The 25,252-nt window shown below is 60.4% G+C and carries 17 protein-coding genes and 2 pseudogenes; 4 read left to right on the top strand and 15 right to left on the bottom strand.

Going from position 1 to position 25,252, the window contains the following annotated elements:
• Window positions 1–245: 245 nt before the first annotated feature.
• The 12 genes from ACESTR_RS10015 to lnt form a co-directional block, all read right to left on the bottom strand.
• A complete protein-coding gene (locus ACESTR_RS10015) occupies window positions 246–1,649 on the bottom strand; it encodes a sulfatase (protein WP_009596795.1) in 1,404 nt (467 codons plus the stop codon).
• A 28-nt stretch (window positions 1,650–1,677) separates the two neighbouring features.
• Window positions 1,678–3,264, bottom strand: coding sequence for a sulfatase (locus ACESTR_RS10010; RefSeq protein ID WP_227042070.1), 1,587 nt, complete (start codon window positions 3,262–3,264; stop codon window positions 1,678–1,680).
• Window positions 3,265–3,268: 4 nt separating this feature from the next.
• Window positions 3,269–5,575, bottom strand: a complete 2,307-nt coding sequence (locus ACESTR_RS10005) for a family 20 glycosylhydrolase (protein ID WP_009596835.1) — start codon at window positions 5,573–5,575, stop codon at window positions 3,269–3,271.
• A gap of 84 nt (window positions 5,576–5,659) precedes the next feature.
• Entirely contained in the window at window positions 5,660–6,973 is a 1,314-nt protein-coding gene (locus tag ACESTR_RS10000; RefSeq protein ID WP_009596916.1) for a BT_3987 domain-containing protein, read from the bottom strand.
• 18 nt (window positions 6,974–6,991) lie between these two features.
• Entirely contained in the window at window positions 6,992–8,122 is a 1,131-nt protein-coding gene (locus ACESTR_RS09995; protein WP_009596918.1) for a glycoside hydrolase family 18, read from the bottom strand.
• A 53-nt stretch (window positions 8,123–8,175) separates the two neighbouring features.
• Entirely contained in the window at window positions 8,176–9,762 is a 1,587-nt protein-coding gene (locus ACESTR_RS09990; protein WP_022044247.1) for a SusD/RagB family nutrient-binding outer membrane lipoprotein, read from the bottom strand.
• Between the two features lie 30 nt (window positions 9,763–9,792).
• Entirely contained in the window at window positions 9,793–10,638 is an 846-nt protein-coding gene (locus tag ACESTR_RS09985) for a hypothetical protein (protein ID WP_373179219.1), read from the bottom strand.
• 102 nt (window positions 10,639–10,740) lie between these two features.
• The gene (locus ACESTR_RS09980) at window positions 10,741–12,972 is read right to left on the bottom strand and encodes a SusC/RagA family TonB-linked outer membrane protein (protein WP_373179217.1); all 2,232 of its coding nucleotides are present in this window, start codon (window positions 12,970–12,972) and stop codon (window positions 10,741–10,743) included.
• A gap of 245 nt (window positions 12,973–13,217) precedes the next feature.
• The gene (locus ACESTR_RS09975; RefSeq protein ID WP_014775224.1) at window positions 13,218–14,162 is read right to left on the bottom strand and encodes a FecR family protein; all 945 of its coding nucleotides are present in this window, start codon (window positions 14,160–14,162) and stop codon (window positions 13,218–13,220) included.
• Window positions 14,163–14,254: 92 nt separating this feature from the next.
• The gene (locus ACESTR_RS09970) at window positions 14,255–14,845 is read right to left on the bottom strand and encodes an RNA polymerase sigma-70 factor (RefSeq protein ID WP_227042072.1); all 591 of its coding nucleotides are present in this window, start codon (window positions 14,843–14,845) and stop codon (window positions 14,255–14,257) included.
• Window positions 14,846–15,093: 248 nt separating this feature from the next.
• Entirely contained in the window at window positions 15,094–16,383 is a 1,290-nt protein-coding gene (locus tag ACESTR_RS09965; RefSeq protein ID WP_237958655.1) for a bifunctional folylpolyglutamate synthase/dihydrofolate synthase, read from the bottom strand.
• Window positions 16,384–16,398: 15 nt separating this feature from the next.
• Complete coding sequence (gene lnt / locus ACESTR_RS09960; RefSeq protein WP_217729520.1) at window positions 16,399–17,985, bottom strand: apolipoprotein N-acyltransferase; 1,587 nt, start codon at window positions 17,983–17,985, stop codon at window positions 16,399–16,401.
• 94 nt (window positions 17,986–18,079) lie between these two features.
• Here lnt and ACESTR_RS09955 point away from each other — a divergent pair, with 94 nt between their 5' ends.
• The 3 genes from ACESTR_RS09955 to ACESTR_RS09945 all read left to right on the top strand — a co-directional run bounded on the left by ACESTR_RS09955 (window position 18,080) and on the right by ACESTR_RS09945 (window position 21,215).
• Window positions 18,080–19,477: a Gfo/Idh/MocA family protein gene (locus ACESTR_RS09955; protein WP_217729521.1), complete on the top strand. Its 1,398-nt coding sequence runs from the start codon at window positions 18,080–18,082 to the stop codon at window positions 19,475–19,477.
• A 33-nt stretch (window positions 19,478–19,510) separates the two neighbouring features.
• A complete protein-coding gene (locus tag ACESTR_RS09950) occupies window positions 19,511–20,356 on the top strand; it encodes an alpha/beta hydrolase (RefSeq protein WP_367400712.1) in 846 nt (281 codons plus the stop codon).
• Window positions 20,357–20,582: 226 nt separating this feature from the next.
• Window positions 20,583–21,215, top strand: coding sequence for a hypothetical protein (locus tag ACESTR_RS09945; protein ID WP_373179213.1), 633 nt, complete (start codon window positions 20,583–20,585; stop codon window positions 21,213–21,215).
• A gap of 953 nt (window positions 21,216–22,168) precedes the next feature.
• Here the strand turns inward: ACESTR_RS09945 and ACESTR_RS09940 are convergent.
• The 3 genes and pseudogenes from ACESTR_RS09940 to ACESTR_RS09930 all read right to left on the bottom strand — a co-directional run.
• A complete protein-coding gene (locus ACESTR_RS09940) occupies window positions 22,169–22,969 on the bottom strand; it encodes a TolC family protein (protein ID WP_009596895.1) in 801 nt (266 codons plus the stop codon).
• 11 nt (window positions 22,970–22,980) lie between these two features.
• A pseudogene (locus ACESTR_RS09935) lies at window positions 22,981–24,143 on the bottom strand (sugar transferase).
• Window positions 24,140–24,397 (bottom strand): annotated as a pseudogene (locus ACESTR_RS09930) (response regulator); the annotation flags it as partial. The pseudogenes ACESTR_RS09935 and ACESTR_RS09930, both read right to left, overlap by 4 nt.
• Window positions 24,398–24,854: 457 nt before the next feature.
• Between ACESTR_RS09930 and ACESTR_RS09925 the strand changes: the two are divergent.
• Window positions 24,855–25,247 (top strand): response regulator, encoded by a 393-nt coding sequence (locus ACESTR_RS09925; protein WP_009596922.1) that lies wholly within the window; start codon window positions 24,855–24,857, stop codon window positions 25,245–25,247.
• Window positions 25,248–25,252: the final 5 nt, after the last annotated feature.

Genomic DNA, 25,252 nt, shown 5'->3' with positions numbered 1-25,252 from the left:
CGCTGACATGCAGCGCCCTTTGTTTTGTTCGAAGGCGTGTTCCGGTCCGGCCGGGGTGCAATCCGGTTGTCCGTGCGGTCCGGATTGCCGTTCAGTCCGGGGCGGTTCGGGATGGATGATGGTGCGGAGGGCGCTCCGGTCCGGTAAAAACCGTCCGGGCGTTGCCGGCAAGTCGGGCTGTTTCGCGGGATTCGCGTTGCCCGGCCTCTCTCCGGGACGGTTTCTGCCGGCCGTCGTTGCCGGGATTATCTGTATCCCGGCTTGCGCCGTCCGGTGCCTTCGCAGCCCGTCAGGTCGTCGCCCAGCTCCGCACGGTACCGTTCGGCGACCGCTTCCAGTTTTTCAGCGATTTCGGGGTGCTGCGACAGCACGTTGCAGCGTTCGCCCGGATCGCGCCGCATGTCGTACAGCTCCTTTTCCTCGACACGGCGTGGGATCATCTCGCCGGGCATGCCGTCGTCGCCGGGCGTCCCGTAGGCGAGGTAGTCGTGCGGGAAAATCAATTTATAGGTGCCGTCGGTCACGGCTTCGAGACTGTTGTCCTGATAATAGAGACAGAGCGCGTCGCGGACCGGCGCCGCGTCGGGGTCTTCGAGCAGCGGCAGCATGCTCACGCCGTCGATCTTGTGTGCGGGCAGCGGCGCTTGGGCGATCTGGGCGAAGGTCGGCAGCAGGTCGATGTTCGAGGCCAGCCGTTCGCAGACCGTACCCGCGGGTATCGTCCCTTTCCAGCGGGCGATAAGCGGCACGCGGAGTCCTCCGTTGAAGGTCGTGGCCTTGGCTTCGCGCAGGCCTCCGGTCGATCCGGCATGGTTGCCGTAGGCGATCCACGGACCGTTGTCCGAGGTGAAGATCACCAGCGTATTGCGCTCCAGCCCCAGCTCTTCGAGCGTCCGGAGCACCTCGCCGACGCTCCAGTCCAGCTCCATCATCACGTCGCCGTAAAGCCCCTGTTCGCTTTTGCCCTTGAATTTGTCCGAGACGGCCAGCGGCACGTGCGGCATCGAGTGGGCCAGATAGAGGAAGAAGGGGCGCTCCCTGTTCTCGCGGATGAACTTCACGCTCCGCTCGGTGTAGTCCGTGGTGAGCGTGGTCTGGTCGAGGTTGTAGCCCAGTATCTCGTTGCCTTCGTAGGTCGGCAGGTCGGGGAACTTCCATTTGGGGTGGTAGGGCCACATGTCGTTCGAGTAGGGCAGTCCGTACCACTCGTCGAACCCGTGCTGCAGAGGCAGGAACTTCTTGGCGTCGCCGAGGTGCCATTTGCCGAAGATCGCCGTGGCGTAGTCGCGTTTTTTGAGCACTTCGGCGATGGTCTCCTCCTCGTCGCTGATGCCGTAGGGGCAGCCCGGATTGGGCGCATGGGCGAAGCCGATGCGGTTGGGGTAGCACCCCGTGAGCAGTCCTGCGCGGGATGCGCCGCTGATGGGCTGCGCGGCGTAGAAGTTGGTGTACCGCATCCCTTCGAGGGCCAGCCGGTCGATGTTCGGGGTTTTGTAGCCCAAGGCTCCGGAGAAGGAGAAGTCTCCGTTTCCGGCGTCGTCGAGGTTGATGAGGATGAAATTGACGTGATCGGGTCGTTTCGGCTCCGTGTCGCACGAGACGATCCCTGCGGCGGCCGCGGCCGCCGGCAGAATGGGTAGGTATTTCATGTTCGGTTTTGTTTTTTAATCCTGACGGTTAGTGTTTTGCGCTTTCGGGGGCGTAATGGGTCTCCATGATCTCCCGCATGCGCGCCGACCCTTCGTCGGTGTCCTTGTATTGTCGGCGCAGTTCGAGCATCTCGCGCTTCATCGCTCCGATCACCTCCGCATAGGCCGGGTTGCCGTACTGGTTCCGGTTCTCGTGCGGATCGGTCCGGAGGTCGTAGAACTCCCACGAGGGCGTCGAGACGCAGTCGTCCGAGCCGGTCATGCCGAGCCGGTCGCCGTAGAAGAAGATCAGCTTGTAACGGTCGTTGCGGATGCCCATGTGCGCCGGGCGTATTTCGTGCTGGGTCCAGTAACGGTAATACATGCTGCGGGGCCACTCCTGCGGCGTGTCGCCCGCGAGGTTGCTCCGGAAACTGCGGCCCTGCGCCTGCTGCGGCGGTTCGGCTCCGGCATAGTCGGCCAGCAGCGATGCGAAATCGACGTTGGTGACGATGTCCCCGTTGCGGGTTCCGGCCGGAATCTCCTTCGGGTAGCGGATCACGAAGGGCATGCGCAGCGGTTCCTCGTACATGATCCGCTTGTCGAAGAATCCGTGCTCTCCGAGGAAGTAACCCTGATCCGAGACGTAGATCACGACCGTATTCTCCGCCAGCCCCTCTTCGTCGAGCGTGCGGAGCAGACGGCCGATGTTGTCGTCGATCGCCGCGGCGCAGCGCAGGTAGTCGCGGACGAGCTTCTGATAGATGGCCCGGCGGTTGGCGACCGAATCGCCCTCGACGCCGCAGAAAGGCAGTTCGGGGTAGTAGGTCCACCAGTTCTCCGGATCGGTGTAGGCCTTGTTCCAGCGCCATGCCATCGTTTCGAGCGGCTGGCCCGCGAACGTGCGGCCCGACTTCGCGGGGCCGAATTCGAGCAGGTTTTCCGGTTCGGGGAACCTCACGCCGTCGTAAAGGTGCGCGAACCGCTCCGGGAAATCGCACGGTTCGTGCGTGGCCTTGAAGTGGCAGAACATAGAAAAGGGCTTCGTCCGGTCCCGCTCTTTGATCCAGCGGATCGCCTTGTCGGTCACCAGATCGGTCGAGAATCCCTTTTCCACCGCGCCGCCTACGCCCTTGTCGTCGTCCATCCAGTTTTCGGCCGTCTTGAATACCGGGTCGCGGTAGGTGCCCTGATCGTGGAAAACGCTGTAATAGTCGAATCCCGCTGGTTCCTTTTTCAGATGCCATTTGCCGATCAGCGCCGTCCGGTAGCCGGCCTGCTGCAGCCGCTTGGCGATGTTGTCCTGTTCGGGACGCAGTGCGTCGTCGAGCGTGTAGACGCCGTTCAGGTGGCTGTACTGCCCGGTGAGGATCGCGGCCTGGCTCGGCACCGAGATCGAGTTGGTGCAGAACGCGTTGTCCAGCACGCACCCTTCGGCGGCAAGGCGGGCGATGTTGTCGTTGGCGGCGTACGGCGCCAGAATGCCGCCGTAAATGCCCCAGCTCTGCGAGGTGTGGTCGTCCGAGAGAATGAAGAGAATATTGGGATGCTCCTGCGGCGCTCGGTCCGTGCATCCTGCGGTCACGGGGAGAATTCCGACGGCGGCCGCGCATAATTTGAATCCGCGTGTATCCATACTGCTAATATACGTAAATTTCGTCGATAAACAGAAACGGACGCAGATTCCGGTCGAAATAAGCTTCGGGAAGCTGTTCGGAGCGTATGACCCGCAGTTTCACGTAGCGGGCCCGGAGCGCCGGGGAGAAGTTCGCTTCGTGGCGCAAAATGCGTTTGACGGCGCCGTAAGGAATTTCCGGATAGTGCTCGCCGTATACCTCGCGGAATGTTTCGCCGTCGTCCGAAACCCATACCTTCGCTCCTGCGGCGTCCATGATGTGCGACCCGTAGTCCAGCAGGGCGTTGAACGCCACCTGCGCGATCTCCTCCTGCCGTCCGAGGTCGATCACGGCCTCCATGTCGTCGTCCTGCCAGCCCGCCCAGTTGCCGTAGGTGAAGACCCGCTTGCCCCGCAGGCCGTCGTTGAGCGCGGCGGCCGCGTATTTGGGGTGCGGAGCGGTCAGCAGCCGGATCGGCTTCATGGTGGCCTTGTTGAAGGTCACCTCCTCGCGGAAGGGTTCGCTGCGCCGTCCGTCGGGCAGGACGGCGACCGCCCGGACCGCCGCCGGCGATCCGATCCACACCGTGTCGGTGCAGAGGGGCGACTCTTCCGTCGGCTCGCTGCCGTCCAGCGTGTAGCGGATGTCCGCTCCGGGCAGCGACGAAAGGGTCATCCCCACCGCCTTGCGGGCGTAATCCGCGGTGAAGGCGCCGGTTATGTCGTAGAAATGGGGGAAGTGGCTGTAACCGTCGCGGTCGTAGAACCCGACGAGCCGGTCGAGCCGCATCATGAAGTCCGTGAAATCCTTCTCCCTGTCCGACCACGCCCTTTCCGCGAGCGCCGCCAGCCGGGGCAGCAGCATGTGTTCCAGAATCGTATCGGTCCGCATGTAGGTCGTCCACACGTTGGCCTGCACGCCGATAATGTGACGGGCCTGCTCCGGCGTCAGCTCTTCGGGAACGGGTTCGGTGTCGTAGACCTTTTTCAGTGGAATATAACCGCCGATGGTCGGCGGTTCGGTGTCGATGTTCGCCGACTGGTAATAGTCGAAGTAAAGCGACGAGTTGGGCGACATGATGACGTCGAAACCCTCGTCGGCGGCCCGGATGCCGCCTGCCGTTCCGCGCCACGACATGACCGTAGCGTCGGGCGACATGCCGCCGTCCACGATTTCGTCCCAGCCGATCAGCCGTCGCCCGTGGCGTGCGAGGAACTCCTCGATCCGGGTGTTGAAGTAGCCCTGAAGCTTGTCTTCGGCGCTGTGGCGGGCGTCGGCTTTCAGCCCCGCCCTGCGGATCAGCGACTGGCATTCGGGACACTCCCGCCACCGCGTGCGCGGCGATTCGTCGCCCCCGATGTGGATGTACTTCGAGGGGAAGAGTCCGATCACCTCTTCGAGGACCTTTTCCACGAAATCGAAGACCGCGGGATTGCCCGCGCAGAGGATGTCGCGGCGCACGCCCGGCTGCGAGGTGATGACGTACGGCCCGCCCGTGCATCCGAGTTCGGGGTAGGAGGCGAGCGCCGCCGTCATGTGGCCCGGCATGTCGATCTCCGGAACGACTTCGATATACCGGCGTGCGGCATACTCGACGATGTCGCGGATCTGCCGTTTGGTGTAGTAGCCGCCGAAGGTGCCCGGCTCGCCCGCGAGCGTCGTGTCGCGGCGGAAAGCCCCGGTTTCCGTCAGGCGGGGATAGGCGTCGATCTCGATCCGCCACCCCTGATCGTCGGTCAGGTGCCAGTGGAAGACGTTGAGGTTGTGCAGCGCTGCCAGATCGATGATCCGCTTCACCTCTTCGACGGGATAGAACGTGCGCCCCACGTCGAGCATCACGCCCCGGTAGCCCAGATACGGTTCGTCGGCGATGCGGACCGCCGGGAAAAGCACTTTGGCTGCTTTTGCGGCGCCCATCGCCTTGCGGAGCGTCTGGATGCCGTAGAACACGCCGGCGTCGGACTCCCCGCTGACGGTGATGCGGTTCTCGGAAACCTCTATTTCGTACGCTTCGCCGCCTTTGCCCGGCGCGTCGGCCCGCAGGATGACTGCCCTGCCGTCGTCGCAAAGGCCGTCCGGACCGGTGATTTCGGGGGCCGAGCCGACGACCGATTCGACATATCCGGCGAGAAACTCCGCATTGGCGCGCATGCCGTCGCCGTCGCCGGTGCATACGATCCGGGTGCGGGCGTCCAGTTCGAAATCGCCGCCGTCGCCGGGCGCGATTTCGCCGGGGCGCGGCACGATCCGGTAATCGGCGGTCGTTTTGCCGCTCTCGCCGCAGGCCGTGAGCGCGATGCAGGTCAGCAGCAGGTGGAATGAAAATTTCATGTCACGGTTTTTCAGGAAAGTGGTCATTAGAAACCGCCTCCCCGTAAATTCGGTTTTACGGGGAGGCTCGTTTCGTTCGGACGGTTATTGGGCGAGAACGCCGTCCCATGTATACCCCACCTCGATGCGTTTGTCCGGGGTGAAGATGTAGGGGGTGTTTGCGGACGCCCGGTGGATGAGGGCGTCGGGCTGTTTGCCCGTGGCGTCTTTGAAGAGGTAGGTCTCCGTTTCCGTCATCGGAGTGTCCTCTTCGATACATTTTACGCTGGAGCCCGGAACCATCGCCTTGCCTTCGGTGTACTCGTTGAGTTTCCAGTAGCCCAGCAGACCCGGCGTGTCGGCCGGAACCGCATAGCGGTTGTTGTTCAGCTCCTCGACGCTGCGCGCTACGGACCAGAACCGGACCTGACAGTAGCGGTAACGCAGGCTTCCGAGGTTGCCGGAAGCGGATTCGTTGCCGAAGCGGATGCCGTTCAGGGCGTAGAACTGCGTCGCGGCATAGCCCGATTTGGCCGTGTAGCCGACGTTGCCGTTCACGTAGAGCGTGATGTCACCTTCGTCGCACACGATGGCGATATGGTGCCAGATGTTCGACTGGAGCGGGATGGAGGAGATCTGTTTGCCGGAGCGGCTGACCATGCCGTTGATCAGGCTGTTCTTCGTGCCGCCGCCGCTGTCGCCCAGACGGAGCATGAAGCCGTCCTGAATGATCTTCGTGCCGCCCTGCTCGTAGTAGCCGATGGCCGACGCGAGCCATGTCGTCGTGTTGCCGGTGTAGATCTGACTGGGGTTGAACAGCGTTTCGAAGGTCCACGACGAGAGTTTGTAATCTTCGGCGAAACGTGTTTGCAGATAGCTGTTGCCCGTGATCTCGACTACGTTCGAATAGGGAACCGGCGTTGCGGCCAAGACGAATGCGTCGGCGCCTTCGAGCACCTGCATGGCTTCCCCTTCGGCCTTTACGGCGATGGGCAGCGCATGGACGAATCCCGTCTTGTTCTGCTCCGTGGTGAGCGGATGCAGGGTGATTGTCACCGGATTGGAGACGACCTTGCCTGCGGGGATCACCGCGCTGCTTTCGAATTCGTAGTTGGTGTTGGGAAGCAGTGTGTAGGAGGTGTTGTTCTGTTTGTTGTACTCGTCGAGGGCCTTCTCGTCCACGTATACGGTGAGTTTCAGGTCCCTGCCCAGCGGTTTCGAGATGCGGGGCGTGACCGTGTAGACGCTGCCGTCGTCGGGAATGACGAACGAGACCGATTTGGCCGTTCCGACCGCTTCGTTCAGGAAGAGTCTGCCGGGGCCCGTTACGTCGTCGTATTTGAGTTCGGCGTTGTCGCAGGACACGAGTCCCGTCACGATCGCTGCGACGGCCGATAAATAAAATGCCTTGATTTTCATTGCAGTGGTTTTATTCGGTTATTCGTTCGGAACCTCTTCTTCGTTCTCGGACCGATGTACGGCGTTGATGGCTTGCCGGGTCCACGGATAGAAGCCCGATTTGCCGGACAGATAATATTCGTATTCGATGTGGTAGGAGCCTAATCCGCCCTTGCGGTAGGTCTTGCCCTCCCATGTGGGTTTCCAGAGAGCCTGCCCCAGAAGCCGGTTGATGCCGCCCGTGTAGGAGCCGCCGCCCTCGGCGGCGTATTGTTCGAAGTTGACCGTGGTGTAGAGCTTGCGGATCAGCTCTTCCGGCTCCATGTATCCCGAACCGTTCCGGATCACCGTGCTGATGTAGGTGTTGAGTCCCGAATCGGAGGAGGTGCTGTACGCCTGCCAGATGAAGTAGTCGAAATAGGGCATGCAGCGGCCTTCGACGGCGTTGATCTCTCCGTCGATGACCAGCAGTTTGTCCGTGCCCGATTTCGGTCCGAGGTATTTGCCCAGCTCGTCCACGAAGATGTAGAAGTTGTCGCGGTTGGATAGCTCGCGTTTGCAGCCGGCTCCGCCGACGTTCGGCTCGTAGTCCAAGTCGATGCCGCTGTAGCCGCCCGTATAAACGCTGTCGGCGAGCATGCGGGCGTATTTGCGGATGGAGGCTTCCTGAGCGGCCCGTTCGTCGGTGCCGTCGGCGGCCCGCCAGCCCGACGGAGTGTCCCATTCGGGCTTCCAGCCGAAATACTCCTCTTTCTGGGGGTTGTTCTGGTAATCGCCTCCGATCACGTCGACTCCCACCCAGCCGGTAATGGTGGTGCACACCACTTTGGTGCCTTTTACCCGCTGGACATACTCCATGTCGGCCTTCATGGCGTCGGTCAGGACGCTGGGACGCCACCGGCCCCAGATGGCCGCCAGATAGAGGCTGTCGGGAAGGCCCCGGAGCGAGTTCTTGAGGTTGGTGGCGTTGGCGCCCCAACCGCCGAACCATCCCCATGCCATGTCGTAATCGGTCTCCGCCTTCCATTTGCGCAGGGCGGCGTAATAGGCGTCGTCGTGCCCGTCGCCCTTGAGGAACACCTTGCTTTCGGGCTCCGTCCAATCCTCGCAGGAGACCAGAGCTGACGCGAACAGCAGCAGGGACAGACACATCAATAATATCTTTTTCATACTTGTCGTTTTTTTCGGGTTACATTGAAAAATTGCCGGTCGGCAGAAACCTTCTACCAAGCGGGTTTGTCTGTTTTGACGTCCCACCACAGCCGGGTTCCGAACTTGTCGCCGCCGGCGCCCAGCAGGGCCACCGCCGCGTCGTAGTTGTCGGCGTTGCGCGTCTGTTCGTTCGGGGCGAAGGGGATTCGCGAAGCGCCTTCGGTCGGCAGGTTAGGCTCGTTCGAGGCGTTGGTGCTGGTGGGCGTGGGGTAGAACCGCGGGTATCCCGTGCGGCGCTGCTCGGCCCACGCCTCCGTTCCGAGCGGATAGAGGGCGATCCATTTCTGGGTGATGATCTTCTCGCGCTGCTTTTCCGCCGAAAGGGCGCCGTCCCATGCGACGGTGACGCTGTAGGCCGTGCCCGGCGTATAGTTGTTGGCCCTGCGCGGATCGGAATAGGCGGTCGGCGCGGCCGTGCCGGCGATGTAGGACGTGTAGTTTTCGGCCTGATACTGCTCGAACGAAAGGCGGATGCCCTCTTCGTAGAGCGTCTTGGCGTCGCCCGTCACGTCCCATCCGTTGACGGCCATTTCGGCCTTCAGGAAGGCCACTTCGGCGGCGTTCATCCACATGAGCCGGTCGAGGGCGTTGGTTTTCGGAAGCGAATAGTAGTCCTTCCACTGGCTGGAGGAGTAGGCGCCTACGCGCGAGCCGTGGTACTCGCTGTCCCGGACCGCAGGGTTGAAATATTTGGAGAGGCGCGGGTCGTCGAAGCTCTTCATGTAGGTGACGATCTCGGCCGCCGCATGCACGTCGCTGTAATCCTCGACCAGCCAGCGGAGCGGATTCTGGTCGTTGGTCTGGGAGACGTCGAGCGAGGCGTTGTCCGCGTTCGATTCGATCACGCCGTAGGGGTGCGCGACGGCCTCTTCGGCATAGCGTTCGGCATCGGGCGACACGTTCGAGATGCGCATGGCCAGACGGAGCTTGAGCGAATTGGCGAACCGGATCCATTTGGCGAGGTTGCCGTTGTAGACGTAATCCGCCGATGCGGCTTCTGCGACCACGTCCGTTCCGGCGAGGGTGATGTAGGTCTCCAGCACGTTCACCGCATGGTCGAGGTCTTCGAGCATGAAGCCGTAGACGGCCTCCTGCGACTGGTAGGGAGCGGTCAGGTCGTCGTTGTTCTCCATCGTGCGGTAGGGAATGGGCCCCTGAATGTCGGTGACGCGCTGCATGGCCGCCACGCGGATGATCTGGGCGAGCGCCATGCGGTAGTCGTCTTCCGGCTCTTCGAGTTCGGCCTTGATGGCCCGCCAGTTGCTGTAAATGTTGGTCATGGGCACCTCGTAGGGAGGATTGGCCCAGTCGTTGGCGATTCGGTAAAAGGCGAACATGCCGGTGTTCCATCCCGCATCGGTCGATTTGGCGTAGGCGAAGTAGCGGCCGTAGGCGCCTCCCGACACGTTTTCCACGATCTGATATTGGTTCTTGACGGTGGGAATCACGTTGTACTGCATGCTTTTGATGTAGTTCCAGACGTCGCGGTCTATCGTGCTCGGCTGGTCGGGGTTCCGGTTGTAGGTTTCGAAATTGCCCGTGCAGGACAATGCCGCCAAGGCGACGGCGCCGAACAACAGTCTGTTTATGATGTTCATGTATTTTCTCATAACGGTCTTAAGGCTTGGTTAGAACTTAAGTTGGACATTGAAACCGAGGCTTCGCAGGCTCGGCTGCATGAAGTAGTCGATACCTTGGAGGTAGGAACCGGTGGAGGCCGTGAGTTCGGGGTCGAACGGGGCCTTGCAGTAGATCATCCAGAGGTTGCGCCCTACGAGCGATGCGGTCAGCTTGACCCGGTCGCCCATCCATTTCTTCGGGAAGGTATATCCGATGCTCGTCTCCTGAAGGCGGACGTTCGTGGCGCTGTAGGTGTAGTGGGAGAGCAGCTGTCCCAGACCGACGGTCTCGTAGTAGTGCTGCGCGTCGATCCTGCCGTTGTTGATGGGCACGCCGCCGGCGTCGCGCGCATCGGCGCTCGCCTTCGATACTCCGAGTCCGTCGAGAAAACCTTGGGTGGGCGATACCACGATGCCGCCGAAGCGTGCGGAGAAGAGCAGCGAGAGGTTGATGCCCTTGTAGGAGAAATCGTTGCGGAAACCGGCGTTGTAGTCGGGCAGCACCGAGCCGAGCTTGATGCGCTCGTCGGTGACCATCAGCTTCGGGTCGTTGGGGTTGATGTAGATGTAGCCGTTCTCGTCGAGCCACAGGTCTCCGTAGGCGTACAGGTCGCCCATGGTGCCGCCTTCGGTCATGATGAAGTTGGCGCCGCCCATGCTGGCGACCTCATACTCCTTGAGCGTATAGTATTTGTCCGTCTGCGGGTCGTAGTAGTTGTTCATCAGCTCGACGACCTTGTTCTTGTTGTGGCTGAGCGTGAGGCTGGAGCTCCACGCGAAGTCCCTCCATGTCTTGTCGTATCCGATCGAAAGCTCGAAACCCTTGTTTTCGACGTTGCCCGTCTGCGCGTACATGTTTTCGTAGCCGGCCGAACCAGACAGGGGCACGAGGAAGGTCTGGTGTTTGGTGTTGGACTTGTAGTAGGTGAAGTCCAGCGAGAGCGAATTGGCGAACAGTCAGGCGTTCAGACCCACCTCCCACGAGGTCGTGTTCTTCGGGCGGAGATTCTGGATCGGTCTGGTGGCGCTCGTGGACCACGAACCCTGCTTCCATTTGTAGGTCAGGTAGGAGATGCCCCAAGGAATCGGGCTGCCCACTTCGGCCCACGAAGCCCGCACCTTGAGATAGTCGATGAACGAGGGGAGCTTCACCATTTCGTGAATCAGGCCCGAAAGGCCGACCGAGGGGAAGCAGTACGACAGGTTGTCCGTATAGGCGAGGTTCGAATGCCATTCGTTGCGGACCGTGGCCGTGAGGTAGAGCATGCCCCTCCATCCGGCCTCCACGCTGGCGAATACGGCCTGCTCCTGCTCGCGTTTGCGCTCCTGAAGCCGTTGGCCCGATGCGCCGTAGGGGTTGGTGTTGGTCAGCGAGAAGAAGTTGGGCAGTTCGAGCGGACCGCGCGCTCCGGCGATGCTGGAGAGCTGGTCGGAGATGCTGGCGCCGACATTGGCGAAGAGCGAGAACTGCTCCCAGTGCTTGTTTACGGTGGCGATGAAGTCGCCGTAGCGGTGGGTGTCCTCCTCTTTGGTGAATTCGAAGAATCCGTTGTCGCCGCCGGCGAACAGCGGGTCGGTCGATGCGTAGAGCTTGCGCGACGATTCGCCGACGCTCAGGTCGGCCTTGGCGCGGCCGGCGAGGGTGAGCCAGTCGGTCACCTTGTAGGTGAGGCTCGCGTTCATCATGGAGCGCCGCCGCTTGTTGTTCTGGACGTTGCGGTGCATCATCCACAAGGGGTTCTGCATGTCGAGCGCGCCGCGGCCCCACGCCCAGTTCTGCACGTAGCGTTTTTTGTTCGAATCATAGATCTCGAACATCATCAGATCCTCGACGCTTTCGCCGCGCGGGTAGGTGTAGAGCGAGGTCAGCGGGTTGAAATAGCGTCCTGCCGAGAGCATGTTCTGGTCTTCGGTCTCCACGTAGCTGAAGCCTGCGTCCAGCGTCATCCGATCCTGCAGGAACGAGGTCGTGTTGCGGACCGTGACGGAGTATTTGTCGTATGAGTTGTTGGGCAGGATACCGTTGGCATAGACGTGCATCAGCGAAGCGTAGGTCTGATTCTTCTCGTTACCCACGGAGATGCTGGCGTTGGTCTGCGTGTTGGCCGCCGTGTTGAAGAAATCTTGCGGGTTATAGGACGAAGGGGTCGCCAGTACCCCCCCCCAGCTGGAGTAGGTTCTCGGCTGGTTGCCGTATTTGGTTTGGAACTCAGGCATTTTGAGCGGCGAGGAGAAGGTCGTCTGGTTGGAGAACGAAATCTGGGGCCGGCCGGTCTTTCCCTTCTTGGTGGTGATCACGATCACGCCGTTCGCCGCGCTCGATCCGTAAAGCGCCGCCGCCGAGGGGCCGGTGAGCACGGTCATGGATTCGATGTCGTCCGGGTTGAGGTCCGTGAGACCCTCGCCGCGGGGCTGCGACTCGAACTCGCTCTTTATCTCGCCGTTGTTATTGTTGAAGAGGGGAATGCCGTCCACCACGTAGAGGGCGTTGTTGCTGCTGCTGATGGATTTCAGACCGCGAAGCACTACGCGGGTGGCGCCGCCGATGCCCGACGCCGACGAATTGATGACCGCGCCTGCGATTTTACCGTTCAGCGAATTCATCAGATTGACGTCCTTCACGATGCTGATATCCTCCGAACTCACCTGCTGGGCGTTGTAGCTGAGCGCCTTTTCCGAGCGCTTGATGCCGAGGGCCGTTACGACCACGGCGTCTACGGCCTGCGACTCTTCGTGCAGCGTGAAATCGATCTGCGTGCGATTTCCGACGGTGACCTCTACGGGGCGGAAGCCCAGATAATTGACGACCAGTACGGCGTTTCCAGCCGAGGGGGATATCTGCAGCAAGTAGTCTCCGTCGGCTCCGGTGCTCATGCCGACGGTCGTCCCTTTGACGATGACGGCCGCTCCGACAACGGGGTTTCCCTGTGCGTCGAGAACCTTGCCGGAAACGAATCGGGGTTGTGCGCTCACCTCTTTGCGGACCGCCGAGAGCACGACGTTCGAGGCGTCGATGCGGTAAGCCACGTCGGTTCCTTTGACCATCTGCGTCAGTGCGGTCTCGACGGAGGCATCCGTGCAGGAGACGCTGACCTTCTGGGAAATGTTCACGTTCGTGTCGATGGCGAAGAGATAACTGGATTGTTTTTCGATGGCGTCAATCACCCGTTCCATCGGAACGTCCGCCATCGTGATCGTGATCCGGGGCGGTGCCGGCTGGGCAAAAGCCGCGACGGATGACAAAGATAGAGATACAGCAAATAGCAGCGAATATAAACTCCTGAGGGTTTAAGTAGGTTTTACGCCTGAAGAATGTACCTATGGATGCGCCAACATTCATAGGTTTTCTTTTTTTATCAGGACTTGATACGGAAGAAAAGGGTTCTCGGTTACTTTCTCATAGGCATCGGGCTGTTGGGTTCGTACTTCATTCGTTATCTGATATAGAGCGTATTGGTCGTAATATCTCGTTCGTACCTGAAATCGGCCGCGTGCTGCAGCACCGCGAGGGCGTGGTCTATCCCTTCGCTGATGCGGAGCTTGCATCGCTGGAACTCGATCTGGGGCAGGTCGTCGCGCAGAATTTCCACGTTGATGTCGTAGCAGCGTTCGAACTTGGCCATGACCTCCTCGAACGTCATTCCCGTTATGCAGAGGATGCCGTCCGTCCAGAGCAGTTTGTCGGCGTTCTCCTGCGCGTGAAGCTGCAACTTTCCGTTTTCCAGATGGACCGTCTGGTTCGGCTCCATCGTAATCCGGTCGCTGCGGTCCGTCCGGTTGCAGACCTGAACCTTGCCGCGGAGCAGGTCGGCGCTGAAAATCCCCTTCTCTTCGTTCGCCTCTACGTTGAATTTGGTGCCCAGCACCCTTACGTCGCAGGCGAACGTCTCGACGACGAACGGATGCTGCGGGTCGCTCTTGACGTCGAACATCGCTTCGCCCGTGACCTTCACCCGGCGCTCTCCGCGTGCAAAAACCGCCGGATATTCCAGCGTCGTGCCCGAATTGAGCCATACGGTCGTGCCGTCGGTGAGCGTCATGCTGATGCGCTCGCCGTTGGGTACGAACACGCTCAGTGAATTGTTGGAAGCCTTGCGGTCGAACATCTTCGTAGCTGCGAAATAACTCACTCCGAGACATAAGCACAGGACTGCCGCGATGCGCATGCTCCATGCGCCGATACTGCGCAGCGACGGGAGCGGACGACGCAGGGGTTTCCGGCCTGCGGGGCGGTTTACGCGGGCGGCATTGAGCATATTGTCCAGCCCGTCGAAATATTTCCGGTTGGCCGGGTCGGCGTCGAGCCAGTCCAATACCGTCCTGATTTCGTCTTCCGACGCTTCGTTCTGCAAAAACTTGTACAGTAATAAATCGTCCATCTTCTCTTTTTCTCTCTGTTAGTAGTAATAACAAACAAATGCACCGTGTTAGTAGTGAAACGGTGCATTTATTTGTTTAATAATTTATTTTATTAAATCAAGTTGCTGACAGCCAGTAGTATTATCAGCGTGAAAATATAGTCCTTGAATTCTTCCCTAAGTATTTTCAGCGCCCGCCGCATCTCGAAATTGACGTGGGTGAAGGCGATGTTCAGCTCCTGAGCAAGCTCTTTGTAGCTTTTGTTCTCGTAGCGGCTGCCTTCGAAAATGCGCCGTGTAAGTTCCGGCATCCGGCCGACGGCGCGGTCGAGCATCGTCTGCATCTCCTCCACGAACAGCGTGTCGGGAACGCAGGCCGCCAATGACTGAATGTCGGACTGGATCAGCCGCTGCTGGGTCGAATGCAGCTTTTTCTCGATCTGCAGGTGCAGCAACCTGACCTTCAGGTGGTTCAGGCACTTATTTTTGACGATGGTCAGCACGTAAGCCGGGGCGTTCACATCTTCCGGCAGCCGGTCCCGCTCCTCCCAGAACGCCATGAAACTGTCCGACACCAGATCCTCCGCAATTCCCCGGTCGCGCACGTAACGGTAGGTGACCTCGGTAAACCGGGGATTGTAGTCGGAATACAATCTCCCGAACTCCGCGGAGGTAATGCAGGTTTTGGTCGGTTTCTGGTGCATCGGGGGTAATTAATATGCCAAAATTAAGACTTTTAGTATTATTTGCAAAATCAAAATCCCCCAAATCGAAAACGCTCTGCCTCAAATCGTTGTTGCGGGGCCGCGAAATCTGTTTTTCCGGCCGGAAAGATTTTTGTCCCGCCGCGCGGAAATCGAAAAAAACGGACCGGAAAGATAGGGCGTATCTTTTCCCGGTCCGGATTATAATATAAGTTGTCTGCGGATGCGTCGCGATCTGTCAGACGGTTTTACAAGGCTTCGGCGACCACATAGGTGCTGCCGCCGATGAAGATCATGTCGTCGGCGCCGGCCAGCTCCTTGGCGCGGGCGACTGCGGCGGGAACTTCGGCGACGGTCTCGCCGTGCAGCCCGTAGATCGCGGCTTTGGCGGTAAGCTCGGCGGCAGAGAAGGCCCGTTCGGTCTTCGCCTGCGTGAAGATATAGTGGGCGTCGTGCGGCAGCAGGGGGAGGATATGGGCGAGGTCCTTGTCGCGGACGAAGCCGATCACGCAGTAGAGTTGTTTGTGGGGCGTGGCTTTGAGCTGCCGGGCGACGTAGGCGATGCCGTGAGGGTTGTGGCCTGTGTCGCAGACCGTAAGCGGCTGTTCGCCCAGCTTTTGCCAGCGGCCCATGAGCGAGGTGTTGGCTGCCGTGTCGCGCGCACCTTCGAGGAAGGCGCGGCGGGAGATGGTCAGCGGCGTCTCCTCGTGCAGGAAATCGACCGTTGCGGCTGCCGTGACCATGTTGCGGCGCTGGTAGTTGCCCCCCAGATCGAGATCGACCTCGAAGTTGCGGTTGTCGCGGGTGCGGTGCATGCAGAAGTGTTGGCGGTCGGTTCCGCAGAGGCAGGGCTCGCACGAGAACTCCTGCTCGGCGTAGATGACCTTCGACTTGTTGGCGGCGGCGGTCTGCTCGATGACCTCGTTGTAGCGGGGATCGCTCTCGCCGATGACTACCGGAATGCTCTTTTTGATGATGCCGGCCTTCTCGGCGGCGATTTTCGGCAGCGTGTCGCCCAGCAGCGCCGTGTGGTCCAGCCCCACGTTGGTGATGACGCTCACCAGCGGCACGATGATGTTCGTGGCGTCGAGACGTCCTCCGAGTCCCGTTTCGATCACGGCCACCTCGACGTCGCTCTGCGCGAAGTAGTCGAAAGCCAGCGCGGCGGTCATCTCGAAGAACGACAGCTCCAGCTCGACCATCTTGCCGTGGTGCTTGTCCACGAAGTTCACCACTTTCTGTTTGGGAATCATCTCTCCGTCCACCCGGATGCGTTCGCGGAAATCCTGCAGGTGGGGCGAGGTGAAAAGCCCCGTGCGGTAGCCCGCCTGCTGGAGCACCGATGCGATGATATGCGACACGGAACCTTTGCCGTTGGTTCCCGCCACGTGGATCGTGAAAAAGTTACGCTGGGGATTGCCTATGTGGCGGCAGAACGCGGTGATACGCTCCAATCCCGGCTTGTAGGCCGTCGCGCCTTTGGCTTCGAAGACCGGCAGCGACGAGAAGAGGAATTCGAGGGTCTGGGTGTAATTCATATCGGGTTTCGGGTTTTATTTTACGAGGTAATTTTTCCTTTTGACCCGGTAGGCGATGTAGTAAAGCACGCAGAGCAGTGTCAGGTACTCGGAAATGCGGCCCAGATAGTCGCCGTATCGGGTGTAGAAGGTGAGTTCGGAGTTGAGGGGCACGGCGGCGGAGATCACGCCCCGCTTTTCCCAGCCGAGGGTCTCCCCGATGTCGCCGCGGGCCGATATGAAGCCCGACATGCCCGTATTGGCCGATCGGGCGATGGCGCGGCGGTGTTCGATGGCCCGCAGCCGCGAGATGGTGAACAGGTGCTTGTAACCCGGCGTGTCGCCCCACCAGCCGTCGTTCGAGATGATGGCCATGAACTGCGCTCCCCGGCGCACGAAATCGCCGTAGAAGTCGCCGTAAAGTCCTTCGTAGCAGATGGCCGGGCCCATGCGCATGCCGGCGTGCGCGAAGGCCGTACCGTGCTGGCCCATGCCGATCTGCCCCACGACGCCGCCCAAGTCGATGACCAGAAACTGCATGAGGTCGAAGATGACCGTCGGGGTGTTTTCCACGCCGATCACCAGCTTGCCTTTGTGGTGCAGCTGCGTGCGGCCTGCGGAGTCGAGTCCCACGGCCGTGTTGAAGTCGTCGTAGTAGCCGTCGCCGTAAGGGTTGCCCACGGCCGTGCGGGGCTGCAGTCCCGCCGCATAATAGCGGTTGGTGAAGGCGCCGGTGACGAGCAGCGCCTGCGGATGGCTGCTGCGGAGCGTGTCGGCCAGCTCCTGCCAGAACGGTCCCGGCTCGTTGTCGAACCGGGTCTCGGTGAGTCCCGGTTCCCAGTAATGTCTCGGCACGGCCGTTTCGGGGAGCAGGATGAACTGCGCTCCGGCGGGGACTTCCGTCAGCAGGTCGACGATGTTGCGCTCCTGCCACTCCGCGCGGCCGTTGAATTTGTCGTAACAGTCCACGTTGGGCTGGACGACGCTCACCTCGGCCGTCCCTTCGGCGGGTTGCTGCCAGCTCCACCAGATGCCCAGCGATACGGCGGCCGGGACGAGCAGCATGCCGGCCGCCGCGGCCCAGCGGGCCGCATTGCGCCGTGCGCGGATCGCCTCGAAGAAGAGGATATTGCAGAGCAGCACCCACAGCGAACCGCCGAAGACGCCCGTATATTCGTACCACTGCACGAGCCATGTCTCGTGCGAGAATCCGTTGCCCAGAATCAGCCACGGCCACGAAAACTCGCCGACCGTGTACCAGTATTCCGTGGCGATCCAGCCTGCGACGAGCAGCGTGTAGGCCAAGGCCTTGGGGCCTTTTTTCGACACCGTGTGAAACAACATGAAGGCGATCATGTTGAAGAATGTCGAAGCCAGCGTCGCGGCGACGGGACCCACGGGAGTTGCGTTCCATAGCCACCACACCGTCGCGACGTTCCACAGCGCGAAGGTCAGCGCGGCCCAGCCGAACATGCGCCGCCACGAACGGCGCGAAGCGTCGTACGACGAGCTGATCCATAGCAGCGGAACGAGTGCGAACGGCAGCGTGAGACCCGTTGCGCCGAGCCATCCCGGAGAGAGCAGAATGACCGATAGGATTGCCGCCGTCAGTTTACGAAACATGGTGTGTGATTTTTACGTGGGCAAAAGTAGTCAAATGGCCGCATATTTCAAAATATTTCATATTTTTGCATGAACATCTAAAAACTACTGATAAATGAAGAAATTTGCCTTTTTGTCGTGGGCGGTCGTCGCTGCGCTCCTTTTTACGGCCTGCGGATCTTCGCCGAAGGGTTACAGCGTCGTGGACGGCGTGATTGTTTTCGATGCCCCGGCCCGTGCCGAGGGCCAGCATTCGGTGCTGCGGCTGACGACCGATCCGATGCCCGTCGTGCGGGTCGGATTTATCGGGCTGGGCATGCGCGGTCCGGGCGCCGTGGAGCGTTTCACCTACCTCGACGGCGTCGAGATCAAGGCGCTCTGCGACCTCTATCCCGACCGGGTCGAAAAGTCGCAGGAGATCCTCGCCGGCCGGAATCTCCCCGCAGCCGCGGCCTACAGCGGTGAGGAGGGCTGGAAAGAGCTTTGCCGGCGCGACGACATCGACCTCGTCTATATCTGCACCCCGTGGCAGCTGCATGTGCCGATGGCGGTTTACGCCATGGAGCACGGCAAGCACGTGGCCGTGGAGGTTCCCGCCGCCATGTCGCTCGAAGAGTGCTGGCAGCTGGTCGATACCGCCGAAAAGACCCAGCGTCACTGCATGATGCTCGAAAACTGCGTTTACGACTTTTTCGAGCTGACGACGCTCAACATGGCCCAGCACGGGCTGTTCGGCGAGATCATCCACACCGAAGGTTCGTACATCCACGACCTCGATCCGTTCTGGGAGCATTATCAGGGCAACTGGCGTCTCGACTTCAACCAGTCGCACCGCGGCGACGTTTACGCTACGCACGGACTCGGTCCGGCCTGCCAGCTGCTGGACATCCACCGCGGCGACAGGATGACCCGTCTGGTGTCGATGGACACCGAGTCGATCAACGGACTCAAAACCGCCAAGGAGAAGATGGGCGCCGAAACCTTCGCCAACGGCGATCAGACGCTGACGCTCATCAAGACCGAGAAGGGCCGCACGATCCTTTTGGAACACAACGTCTATACGCCCCGTCCCTACAGCCGCATGTATCAGCTTACCGGCACCGAAGGGTTCGCCAACAAATATCCGGTTCAGGGCTATGCGTTCCGTCCCGAACAGCTGGCGGGCGAGGTCCCCGACCACGAGAACCTGAGCGGACACTCGTTCATTCCCGCCGAGGCCCGGAAGACGCTTATGGAGCGTTACAAGCACCCGATCGTCCGCGACATCGAGGACAAGGCCCGTCAGGTGGGCGGCCACGGTGGCATGGACTTCATCATGGATTACCGGCTGGTTTACTGCCTGCAGCACGGTCTTCCGCTCGATCAGGACGTTTACGACGCGGCCGAATGGTCCTGCATCGGCGCGCTGACGGCGGCTTCGCTCGAACATAACAACGCGCCCGTCGCCGTTCCGGATTTCACCCGCGGCGACTGGGCCAAAATCGACGGCTACCGCCACGCCATGGCGCAGTAACGGCTGTCGCAGGGAACCAAGACCTATCTGGACGTGTTGAACGGCGGCGGACCCGCCGTCGAGTCGCTGCCCGTGCCCGACGCGCGCCGCGTGCTGGCCGATCTGCAGGCGGCCGTTCCGGTCGATCTGTCGGGCGTCGAAGAGTCCGAACGGACCATCGAGAGCGAGGGGCGCACCCTGCACCTGAATCTTGTGCGGCCGGCGGGAACCGGCCGGGAACGGCTGCCGGTTTTCGTCTTCGTCCACGGCGGCGGCTGGGTGCTGGGCGATTATCTGACCCACCGCAGGCTGGTGCGCGATCTGGTCGCGGAGTCGGGTTGCGCGGCGGTTTTCGTCAACTATACGCCTTCGCCCGAAGCGCGGTTTCCGCAGGCCGTCGAGGAGATTTACATTGCCGTGAAATGGGTGGCCGAAAACGGCCGAGAGATAGGTGTGGACGGCAGCCGGCTGGCTTTGGCCGGCAACAGCGTCGGCGGCAACATGTCGCTGGCGGCGGCTCTTCTGGCCAAGGATCACGGCGGACCGCAGATCCGCACGCTGGTGCTGATGTGGCCGGTGACCGACGCCGGATATGACTGGGATTCCTATGCGGAGTACGGGCGTCAGCGGTTTCTGACCGCACCTCTGATGAAGTGGATGTTCGAACAGTATGTCTCGGACTCGGCGCAGCGCGGCAGCGACCTGATGTCTCCCGTGCGGGCTTCGGCCGAACGCCTGCGGGGGCTGCCGCCTACGCTGATCGCCGTCGCCGAGAACGATATCCCGCACGACGTCGGCTTCGCAGAGCGGAAGGTCGCCCGGTCTGTCCTGCACGAAATCTTCGAGTTTTCCGGCGAACAGGTAGGATTTCTGCTCGACGTCGAAGTCCTTGTTCCATGAGATCACGCGGACTTTCATGTCGGCTTCGCGCAGATAGGCGGCCACCTGTTCCGAAATCGTGCTCTTGCCGTCGCCGGCCTCGGTGCTCAGTATGTTGAGTATGTTGGGTCGGCGCGACGGCTCGAAATAGTTGATCGCCGCGTTGCCGATATAGCGCGCCGCGATTTCGCGGTACTGCTTGGCGTAGCGCCGCTGTCCGAAGCGTCCTTTGCCGGGGAAAGCTCCGATGACCCTGCCGCCGGTGATGCGCTCGGCGCGGACCTTGTCGCGCAGCGTGCGGTCGAGCAGTTCCAGCAGGATGAAGAATCCCAGCACGAAGAGGAACGTGGCGAGGAACGCCGCGGCCACGACAAGCCTGCGCTTGTTCGGCTCGGCGTTGATCGGGAGCACCGGCGGGTTGATGATCTTGAGCGTCGCCGAGGTCATCTGCAGGTTTTTCTGGCGCAGGCGGGCCGTGTTGAGGGCCGTGAGGATCGAGAGGTACGACTGCTCCGAGAAGTTGATCTCGCGGCCTTTGCGCTTGAGCGTCGAACCCACGGGCGAGAAGTGGGTGTACTTGTCGTCGAGTTCGGTCTTGCGCAGTTTCATGACCGCCAGCTCGGCCCGCGATTTCTCGGCGAGCAGTACGGCGGCGAGCCACTCCGCCACGATCGAGTTGGTCGAAAGCCCCTCTTTGGTGTACTGCCGGCTGGCGATGTTGGTCGTTATCTCCTGCAGGTTGCGGGTCTCCTCGGCCAGTTTCCTGCGCAGGTCGCCCGTATTGCTGCGACTGGCCGCTATGCTCGGACGGTCGGAGAGCGTCTCGCCGCTCTCGGTGGGCGTAGGCTGGAAAGCTTCGGCCGCCGAAATGTGCGAGTAGAGACTGCCGATCGTATGGAGCTTCTCGATGAACTGCGCATTGTTGTGGAAGGTCTGCAACCCTTCGAGTTGCTCTTCGATCGACTTGCGCAGTTTCTCGGCGCTCTCGAAGTTGAGCGGAATCTCCTCGTAGCGCAGTTCGTAGTCGCGCGACAGGGCGGCGATATGCTTGGTCTGCTCGTCGTAGTTGATCACCTTGTGCTCGACGTTGTAGTCGCGCAGCGAATCCTCCAGCTCGCGCAGGTTCTTGCCTACGCGGGCCAGCTCGGACTCGAAGTAGGCGATCACGTTGTTCGTCTCGCCGAAGCGCAGGTCGCGGTACTGCCTGACGAATTCGTCGTTGAGGATCACCAGCGTGTTGTAGACGATGTACGGGTCGTCGTTCTCGTAGCTGATTTCGAGCATGTCGCTGCTGGTGATGCGCTTGACCTTGATCTGGCTCAGCGCCTGATAGCTGTAGTAGGGCGGGTTCCAGTGGAACATGCCGTATACGTGGTTGTCGTGGTCGGCCTCTTCGAATCTGCGCAGGTTTTCGAGCGTCTTCTCCTCGGAGGTGCGGTCCACGAGGTCCATGACCTCTTTGGGGGTCCGGTTCAGCAGGTACCGGGAGGTGCGGGCCGTCAGGTACTGGTTGTCGTTGTCCGGATCGAGGTGCGTGAGTCCCTGCGCGTAAAGGCGCATCGAGACGTTCTTGAGCGTGGTCTGCGACAGGATGATGTTGATCATGTTGTCCATCGCGTTGTTGATGATGTTCCAGTCCTGACGCGTGCCTTCGGTGGTGGTGATGTCGTAGCCCGAAACGATGCCCGTGTAGACGGTCGTCATGGACTTGTAGTTGCGGGGCTGGGCGCCCATTTTGAAGAAGACGGCCAGCGCCACGATTATCGGAGCGAGGATCATCCACCACTTGATGCGGTAGAGAAACCGGGCGGTATAAGCGATGTAATTCATGGACTATTCGGTTTTAGGGGCTTGGGGGGCGGTTGCGGGCGCCGGTTTGCTGATGATCGGCGTTCGGGTGAGCACTTCGAGCGTCAGCAGGGCGTTGTTCAGGCTCCGGCGGACCTCTTCATACTCGCGGATGGCCACGTTTTCGATGTTTTTCTGGCGGCTCAGCGTCTGGGCGTCGAGTTTGCCGTTGATGAAGTCGGCTTCGCTCAGGCGGTACTGCGCCTGCGCCGTGACCATGGCTTCGACGGCGCTCCGCAGGACCGAAAGCTGCTGGACGGCCAGCGTGTATTGCTGGATGACCTTGATGCGCTGCTCTTCGAGCCAGCGTTCCGTGTCCAGCTCGACCTGTTCGATGCGCCGTTTCTGCTGCTTGATCTTGTTGCGGCGGTTGAATATCTCGTCGATCGGCAGCGAGAACGACGCTCCGACGTTCCACCAGCTCTGCTCGCGGCCCGTGGTGGTCGTGGTCCAGATCTGGTTGCTGTTGTCCTGATAGTTCTGGTTGTAGATGTCCGACGAGCCGTAATTGTAGTTGGCGTTGATCTTGAAGTAGTGCTGCCAGTTGCGGCGCACGTTCTTCAGTTCGCGCTCTTGTATCTCGACGGCTTTGTTGTAATACTCCACCTGCGGCGTATTGCGTGCGTTTTCGAGCAGCTGGTGCAGCGGCGGCAGTTGCAGGCCGATGTAGTCGTCAGGCGAAAGCTGCAGGTCGCTGTATTCGAATTCGAAGTCGGGGGAGTTGCCCTGTGCCGTCGCGGCGACGGCAGCCAGCAGCAGCCATAGTGTGAAGACCGCTCTTTTCATAGTTGCTGTTTTTATACGTTTTCTTTCTGTATGAACGCCGTGAGTGTGCGCAGAATTATCTTCAGGTCGAACCACGGCGACATTTTGCGGGCGTACTCGATGTCGAGCTGCTTGCGCTGTTCGGGCGAGAGCTTGCCCGCCTGTCCGCGTTTCTCGACCTGCCACAGGCCCGTGAGGCCAGAGGGGCACATGAAACGTTCGATATATTCGTCGCTCGTGAGGCGTTCGGCTTCGTAGAGCGGCAGTGGGCGGTTGCCCACCACCGACATGTCGCCCCGCAGGATGTTGAAGAGCTGAGGCAGCTCGTCGGTGCTGTATTTGCGCAGGAAACGGCCCAGACGGGTGATGCGGGGATCGTTCTCGATCTTCACGAAGGCGTTTCCTGCTCGGTCTCGACCTGGTGGTGGGGCTCTTCGGCGATCACGAAGTCGTCCGCATACAGCATCCCGTTTTGGGTGTCTTCCAGCAGTCTGCGCATCTCCTCCTCGTCGAGGACCATTTTTCCCGAATCGGCCTCCTGCGGCTGGGCGGCGTACTGGTTCAGCTCTTCCAGCTCTTTGAGCCGCCGGTCGGCGTCGGTGCGCATCGAGCGGAATTTCAGGAAGTCGAAAATCCGGTAGTTGCTGCCGACGCGCTTCGATTTGTAGACCACCGGTCCGGGGCTATCGAGTTTGATGGCTGCCGCCACGACGATCAGCAGCGGCGAGAGCAGGAGGATCGCCGAGAGCGATGCCGCGATGTCGAAGGCCCGTTTCCAGAGCGGCATGCGGAAAATCTGCACTTCGGGGCTGTTTTGCGCTGCGGGTTTGTGCGTGAAGGCGTAGTCGCCCATGAATTGCAGCGTGCGCAGGAAATCCTTCCGCGGCATGTCTCCCGCAATGGCGCTGTTCACCCCTGCGCGCAGGTATTCGCGGCGTTCCCTTTCGGTCAGTTCCCGCGAGGTGATGAGCACGATGCCCCCGCCCGGCCACGAATTGAGGAGCCGGATATCGGAGAGGTCGGCGGCCGGGTCGCGCTGTTCGTAGAGGATGAACGCATGATCCGTCCTGAGCGACGTCAGCGTGCGCATCGCCGAGCCGATGTCCCCCACGACGTACATCCTGCCTTCGACCATTTCCGAGAAGCGGGCCGTGTGGCTGCCTTTGCCTTTGATGTAGATGACGGGGTATTTCAATCGAGAATCTTTTTAATGCGTATTTTGAGCTCCTGCGGGTTGAACGGTTTGACGATGTAGTCCTCCGCGCCCTCTTCCAGCAGGCGGATGCGTTCCGAGGTGCTGTCCTCGCTCGAAAGCATCACGACCGGGATCTGCTTGAACAATTCGTTGTGTTTGAGGTATTCCAGAAATTCGTCGCCGCGCATTTCGGGCATGCGGATGTCCGAGATGATCAGGTCCGGCATGTTGCCGTCGTGCAGCCATTTGATGGTGTGCAGCGGATTCTGCACCTAATAGCTGGCGTAATCCGCTTGGAGGTATGCGTAAAGAATTTTGGCGATCTGCTCCTTGTCGTCTACGATCAGTATTTTTTTCTTGTCCATGTTAATTGGTTCGTTACCGTGGGTGTGTCGCAGCTATGACCGCTTTCGAAGCGTACCGCAGGCGGCATGCAGGCCGGTTCCGGAGGTTTTGGCCTGAATTTCAACGTAAATGTAGTAAATATTCGCTATGAGTCACTTTTTCCCGTTGCAAATATCGGAAAAATATTTGTCATTATGAACTTTTGAGGTAATTTATAACGCAAAAACGCCCGGATTTCCATGCTCCCGGACTGCGATGATATTAATTTTTTTCGGAAATACTATGGTGTTAATCAAAAAAAATGGTAGTTTTGTGCAATTGTCCGGACTTTCCGCATCCGGACGGTTTTGTTAAACCGATGAAGCGATGGAGTGTAACGAATGCGTAAATTCCGACGACGGCCGTCCCCGGTTACTCGTTGCTGAGGATAATCCGAGTAATTTCAAACTGGTAGAAGTGCTGCTGCGTCGTGATTACGAACTGGTGCATGCATGGGACGGCCGGCAGGCCGTCGATATGTTCGCCGAAGTACACCCCGATCTGGTATTGATGGATATCAACATGCCCGTTATGGACGGTTACGACGCGCTGCGGCTTATCCGCGAGCGTGCTCCCGACATTCCCGTCATCGCACTTACGGCCTATGCTTTCGAAACCGATCGTCAGCGTATGTTTCAGGCCGGATTCAACGAATGCCTTGCTAAGCCGCTGCGCGCGGACGAGCTTCGCAGCCGTATCGCTTCGCTGCTTTCGCGGTAAAAGAA

The organism is Alistipes sp. DJF_B185 (assembly GCF_964250025.1).
Lineage (GTDB): Bacteria > Bacteroidota > Bacteroidia > Bacteroidales > Rikenellaceae > Alistipes > Alistipes finegoldii.
This window is presented reverse-complemented; position numbering and strand designations above follow the sequence as displayed.